The sequence below is a fragment of the Verminephrobacter aporrectodeae subsp. tuberculatae At4 genome (genome assembly GCF_000193225.1).
Taxonomy (GTDB): domain Bacteria; phylum Pseudomonadota; class Gammaproteobacteria; order Burkholderiales; family Burkholderiaceae_C; genus Acidovorax; species Acidovorax aporrectodeae.
In genome coordinates this window covers 1-5,323 of record NZ_AFAL01000718.1, presented here as the reverse complement: position 1 = coordinate 5,323, position 5,323 = coordinate 1, and the positions used below count along the sequence as shown (strand labels likewise).

At 64.7% G+C, this 5,323-nt stretch carries 9 protein-coding genes; 6 read left to right on the top strand and 3 right to left on the bottom strand.

The annotated features are described in order from the left end of the window. Positions 1 to 161: 161 nt before the first annotated feature. Positions 162 to 1,175, top strand: coding sequence for a tyrosine-type recombinase/integrase (locus VTU_RS0120555; RefSeq protein WP_010108120.1), 1,014 nt, complete (start codon positions 162 to 164; stop codon positions 1,173 to 1,175). Here VTU_RS0120555 and VTU_RS0120550 read toward each other — a convergent pair. Then, positions 1,150 to 1,377: a helix-turn-helix domain-containing protein gene (locus tag VTU_RS0120550; RefSeq protein WP_010108118.1), complete on the bottom strand. Its 228-nt coding sequence runs from the start codon at positions 1,375 to 1,377 to the stop codon at positions 1,150 to 1,152. The two genes, VTU_RS0120555 and VTU_RS0120550, sit on opposite strands and share 26 nt — an antisense overlap. Before the next feature lie 113 nt (positions 1,378 to 1,490). Between VTU_RS0120550 and VTU_RS35755 the strand changes: the two genes are divergently transcribed. Next, a complete protein-coding gene (locus tag VTU_RS35755) occupies positions 1,491 to 1,787 on the top strand; it encodes a DUF1902 domain-containing protein (RefSeq protein ID WP_010108116.1) in 297 nt (98 codons plus the stop codon). After that, positions 1,788 to 1,985, top strand: coding sequence for a type II toxin-antitoxin system HicA family toxin (locus VTU_RS35750; RefSeq protein WP_010108114.1), 198 nt, complete (start codon positions 1,788 to 1,790; stop codon positions 1,983 to 1,985). A 100-nt stretch (positions 1,986 to 2,085) separates the two neighbouring features. Here VTU_RS35750 and VTU_RS0120535 read toward each other — a convergent pair whose 3' ends face one another. Both VTU_RS0120535 and VTU_RS0120530 read right to left on the bottom strand, forming a co-directional pair. Next, on the bottom strand, positions 2,086 to 2,556 hold the full coding sequence (locus tag VTU_RS0120535) for a hypothetical protein (RefSeq protein ID WP_010108107.1): 471 nt from the start codon (positions 2,554 to 2,556) through the stop codon (positions 2,086 to 2,088). A gap of 514 nt (positions 2,557 to 3,070) precedes the next feature. Continuing rightward, a complete protein-coding gene (locus VTU_RS0120530) occupies positions 3,071 to 3,613 on the bottom strand; it encodes a helix-turn-helix transcriptional regulator (RefSeq protein WP_010108105.1) in 543 nt (180 codons plus the stop codon). A 73-nt stretch (positions 3,614 to 3,686) separates the two neighbouring features. Here VTU_RS0120530 and VTU_RS0120525 point away from each other — a divergent pair, with 73 nt between their 5' ends. The 3 genes from VTU_RS0120525 to VTU_RS0120515 all read left to right on the top strand — a co-directional run. Next, entirely contained in the window at positions 3,687 to 3,914 is a 228-nt protein-coding gene (locus tag VTU_RS0120525) for a helix-turn-helix domain-containing protein (RefSeq protein ID WP_010108103.1), read from the top strand. A 64-nt stretch (positions 3,915 to 3,978) separates the two neighbouring features. Then, positions 3,979 to 4,836, top strand: coding sequence for a DUF1376 domain-containing protein (locus VTU_RS35120; RefSeq protein WP_236610816.1), 858 nt, complete (start codon positions 3,979 to 3,981; stop codon positions 4,834 to 4,836). Next, positions 4,823 to 5,323: ATP-binding protein (locus tag VTU_RS0120515; protein ID WP_010108099.1), on the top strand; the 501-nt coding region annotated here is incomplete at its 3' end. The genes VTU_RS35120 and VTU_RS0120515, both read left to right, overlap by 14 nt.

Genomic DNA, 5,323 nt, shown 5'->3' with positions numbered 1-5,323 from the left:
CGACCCCGGCTCGGGGCACCAGGGGGGAGTTTCAGGGTGGGCGGCTGGTGCACTATTGCTTATGAATCAATGGGTTAGGGCGCCGCCGGGCGAGGTAGAATGCGCCGGCTGCACCTTTTCTTGCACTCTACGCCCCCGAATTCCCCCCGACGATCCCCCCGATGGCGACTCCCGTCAAAACTGCTCAGGGTACTTGGCGCATTCAGATTGAGGTCAAGGGTGTGCGCGATAGTGCGACCCGGCCGAGCAAGCGCGAGGCGGCTGAGTGGGGGGCCACGCGGTCGGCGGAACTGCTGGCTTCGGCGCAGGGGCGGGCGGCTGAGGTCAAGTCGCTGGCCCAGGCTTTGCAGCGCTATGGGCAGGAGGTCTCGAGTACCAAGCGGGGGTGGGCCAAGGAGTTGATTCGCCTGCGGGCTTTTCTGAATCAGCCGGGCTTTCCTGCCAAGCGGATGTTGGCGGATCTGTCAGCCGCGGATATCGTCGATTGGCGCGATGCCCGGCTGCGGGTGAATGCGCGCAGCTCGGTTTTGCGCGATATGGTGCTGTTGTCCCATGTGCTTGAGGTGGCCCGGCGTGATTGGGGTTGGTTGAGGCTCAATCCCATGCGCGATGTGCGGCGGCCGTCGGAGCCGGATCATCGCGAGCGGGTGATTTCCGGTGTCGAGGTGCGCAAGATGTTGCGTGTCCTGGGCTGGAGTCGCCGCGTGCCTGTGCGCTCGGTTGGGCAGGCGGTGGCGAATGCCTTCCTGCTTGCCTTGCAGACCGGGTGCCGTGCCGGCGAGATCTGTGGTCTGCGCTGGTCCGATGTGGGCGATGGGTTTTTTGCCGTCGATGGCAAGACGGGTAAGCGCGATGTGCCCGCTGTCCCGGCCACGATGCGTACCTTGGATTTGATGCGTGGCTATGACGCGGTGTTTGTCTTCGGCCTGCGTGCGCAGAGTCTCGATGCGATGTTCCGAAAGTATCGGGCGCGTGCGGCGCTTGCGGGCTTTACTTTTCACGATGCCCGCCATACTGCGGCGACCCGTTTGGCGCAGCGCCTGCATGTGCTGGACCTTTGCAAGATGTTCGGCTGGACGAGTACGACGCGTGCGCTGGTTTACTACAACCCCAGGGCGGTGGAGATTGCCCAGCGGATTGCTTCGGGTCTCACTGGCGTTGTTCCCATTCGATGACTTCGCTCAGCAGCCATTTGCCGTCCGGTCCCGGGCGCGGGAAGCCGGGGTCTTTCGCCAGGCGTTTCGTCAGGGTGTTGCGGTGTACGTTCATGCGCTGTGCCAGTTGCCCGCGGTCCAGTCTGGTGCCCAGCATGCGCGCCATGTATTGCATGGCGCTGGTCATTTTTTCGATGCGTTCGAGCAGGTCTGTTTCGCTCATGGGGTCTCTCTTTCGCGCGGCTGTGAGGGGGTGTCGTGGCGGGCTTTGCGGGCCGTCTGTCCTGGGGGCGCGCCTCGCTTTTTGCCGGGGGAACCGGGTGATAAGATGTTTGCATGCATCTGCAACAACAGCGCTTTTTGTTGTCCCATCGGCTTGTCGGCGGCAAGGAGGGTTTTGCTGCGGGTCTGCCGGTGCATTTTGTCGTCGAGGTCTCGCATGACCTTGTCTCCGGCATGTGGTCTGCTGTTTGCGATGATTTGGGTCTTGTCACCGAGGCCGGCGCTTGCGATGCGCTGCTGGCCCGTGTTTGCGAGATTGCCCCGGAGCTTTTGGCGGAAAATTTTGCGATTCCGCCGCAGTCCATGGCGGGTCCCCAGTCGTTTTCCCTTGACCGCTTTGAATGTGCCTAGATGGGCCGGGGTTTCTATGACAGCCTGCGGGCTGTTCTTGTCGCGCATGCTTGCCATTTTGTGCGGCAGGCCAGGGGGAGCCATGAGATCTGGTTCAGTCCCCTGAGCCAAAAGCGTTTCAGCGTGCCGGTGACGGTTGTTGCCAAGCCCACGGCGAATGCCATCTTGCGCCAGGCGGGTATTCATCAGCGGCTGTAGTCTCATTCGATGGTCCTCGTTGCCATCTGCCAGGCGTGGCGCAGGCTGAGTCCTCGGCGCTTCCAGTAGAGCAGGTCGTGGATGAATCGGATGGCTCGGCTCATGGCTGTGTTTTCGTTTTGTCTTTGCCGGCGCGCAGGCCGATGAGCCGTGCGCGCAGCCGGGTTTGCACTGGCGCTGTGGTGTAGAGGTCGATCCGCGCCGGGTCGGCGTAGCGGATGCGGTTCTCGCTGTCTGTGCCCATTTCAAATAGTCTTGCCTCGGGGTGTGCTGACAGGCCTGTGTCTTGCAGTTCCGCGGCCGTTTCGATGCCGTAGATCTGGCCGTGTTCCACCCAGGCGCTGGTGTCTTGCCCCCAGGCCAGGGTCAGCAGGGCCTGCAGGTGCGCCGCGGCCTTGCTTTGCCGGTGGGGTGTCTCAAAAAATACGATGCGTTCGTGCAGGGGCTGCCCGGGGGGGCACAGGGCTTCGGGCAGGCTGACGATGGCGCGGTATAGCTGGCCTTGCACCAGGTCGTGGATCGGTAGCACCGGGCGCTGGTCCGGCTGTTGGCCTGTTGTGTGCAATGTCATGCGTTCTCCTGCGTGTCGGTGTTCGGTGTTTCGCGGTCGGTATGCGCGTGGATCCGATTATTCCCTATCGAATAGGAATGTCAATCGATATCGAATAGGCAAACGCAAATTGGAACGGTTGTTTCGCTTGGCAAAACAGTTGCTGGTGTTTCGCCTGGCGGATCGTGCGTGCCCGCAGGCGGGCAATCCCCCCCCCTCCCGTCGCCGGCGGCTGCGCTGTGGCGCGCTGTCCTGCCAGGGGCTTGGCGACCGGTGACCGGTCTGTCGGGAGGGGGAAGATCAGCGCTGCCGGCCTGTGCGGTTTCGCTTGGCGATCCGGTTGCGGCTGTTTCGCTTGGCGATCCAGTTGCGGTTGTTTCGCTGAGCAAAACACGTGACCGCAGGCGAGCAGTTCCTGCCGTCGCCGCGGTGCTTCGCGCGCTGCCCTGCAGGGGCTTGCCCGCAGCGCTGTCAGGGGCCCACCGCGCGGCGAAAAAAAAACCAGCGATGCGCTGGTTTTGGAGAGGGCCGGCTCTTATCTACTTCCTTCTCGGCGTGAATGGGTAGATTCTGGCGCTGCGGGTTTTCCCCCGTGTTCTCCCAGCACGGCCATCATGCGGTCTATGGTGTGTTCGCTGAATTCCGTGTCCTCCGCTTTGTCCGCGAGGTCGCCTATCAGCGCCACGACCGAGCGGCGCACGCCGGGTGTCTCCCGGGTCAGGGCGACGCGTATTTGCCGGAAGGCGTTGCGCAGGGAGGGGGTCTGCTGTACGGGCTGTTGCTGGATCAGGTGGCGCACCTTTTGCAGCGTCAGCACGGACCCCGAAGGGGGGGTGGATATCAGCCCCAGCTGGTGCGCGGTCTTTTCGGCGACGTATTCGTCGTAGAACGCTTCGATGGGGACGCAGAAGTGGTTCGCAAACGCTTCGAGCGTCGCGCGGCGGGGCTCGCGCGCCGTTCCCGCCAGGTATTTCTGGATGCTCGATTGGCTGACGGCGCCTCTCAGAGCGGTTGCGAGCCCGTTGCCCGATAGCTCTTTGTGATCCAGCAGCAGCTGGAGTAATGCGCGTCCTTCCATCCCCTAACTATGCAGGATTGAATAATTCGACTTCGAATTGCACTCCTATTCGATGTGGAATAGAATCGCGCCCATGAGCACGACCACCACGCGCATCCTGCGGCGTCTGCAAGCGGCGGGTTTTTCGCAAACCGAGATCTCCCGGCGGGCGCAGATTCCGCAGCCGACTTTGTCCAAGTGGGCCGCGGGGCGCGCTGCCAAGGCTGCGGATGCGGCCCTGCGGCTGCGCGAGATGGAGTTGGCCGAGTTTGGCCCCGCGGTGCGCGGCGGCTCTGCGCGGCGTGTGGCGGATCAGGGCTGACGGCATGTCCGAGCCCTGCCCTCCGCTGACTCCGCCCGATTGTGATTTGCGCGATTTCCCGTACATGCCGCTCGATGTCGTGCGCCTGCGCGATAGCGATATTTCGGCCATCGTCTCGGGCGATGAGTTCCGCTGCGCGGTGCTCATGTGGTGCGCGTCCTGGCACCAGGTGCCCGCGGCCAGTTTGCCCGACGAGGATGTTGTGCTGGCGCAGTTGGCCGGTTTCGGGCGCGTGGTCCGGGAGTGGAAGCGGGTGCGGGTGGGCGCGTTGCGCGGCTGGATCAAGTGTTCGGACGCGCGCCTGTACCACCCGGTGGTCGCCGAGAAGGCGAATGAGGCCTGGGCCGCCAAGCTGACGCAGCGCTGGAGGACCGAGTGCGCGCGCATCAAGAAGATGAATCAGCGCCAGGGGACCGATATGCCTTTTCCCGAGTTGGCGTCCTTCCTGTCCTTGCCGCCCGCGCTCTGTCCCCCGGGACATGGCGTCCAAGGGAGAGGGAAAGAGAGAGGGATATATGCAGATTGGGATCCGGCGGCGGCGGCGGGTGCGGGTCGCGCCGCTGTCGCGGACGATGCGTCGCCGCCGCCGCTGTCCCCTTCTCCTTGCCCGTCCCCACCTGCGTCCCGCGCGCTGGAGTTGGCGCTCTTGCTGCGTGCGCAGGGCGCGGCCGTGGCGCCGGCGAATCCGCAGGTCCTGGATTGGGCCGCGCGCGGGGTCTCGGACGCGCAGGCCTTGCAGGCGCTCGATGTCGCCCAGCGCAGGCGGGCCGCGGCGGGCAGCCAGCAGCCCATCAATGCGGGCTTTCTGGACTCGATCCTCAGCGGGGAGGTGTTGCAGGGCAAGTCCGCCAAGCCGAGCCGCCATCACGGCATTGGCGCTACCGATTTTCGCGAAGGAGTGAGCGACGATGGACGTTTCTGACCCGGCGGCCGTGCCGCTGCATACGCGCACGTGCGACTGCCCAAGCCATGGTGTTTTCGCGTCCCGGGCGATCGAGTTGCCCGCGCTGGGGCGCAAGCCGGGCAAGCTGATTTGGTCGCGCTGCCCGGTCTGTGGCCGCGAGGCGGCCGCGCGCGAGGCGGCGGCGCAGCGCGCCGAGCAGGAGCAGGCGCGCCAGCAGCGCATGGAGGATCGCCTCAACCGCGCGGGGATTCCGAAGCGGTTTCGCGCGCGCTCCTTCGAAAATTACCTGGCCGATTCCGACGCCAAGCGCCATGCGCTCGTGACGGCGCGCGGGTTTGCCGAGGATTTCAGCGCGCACGCGCGCCGGGGCACGACGCTGGTGCTCGCGGGAAATGTCGGCACGGGCAAGGGACATTTGGCGCTGTCCGTTGCGCAGCATGTCATGTCCCTGGGACATAGCGTGTTCTTCGCCACGGCGCGCGAAATTGTCCTGATGCTGCGCGGG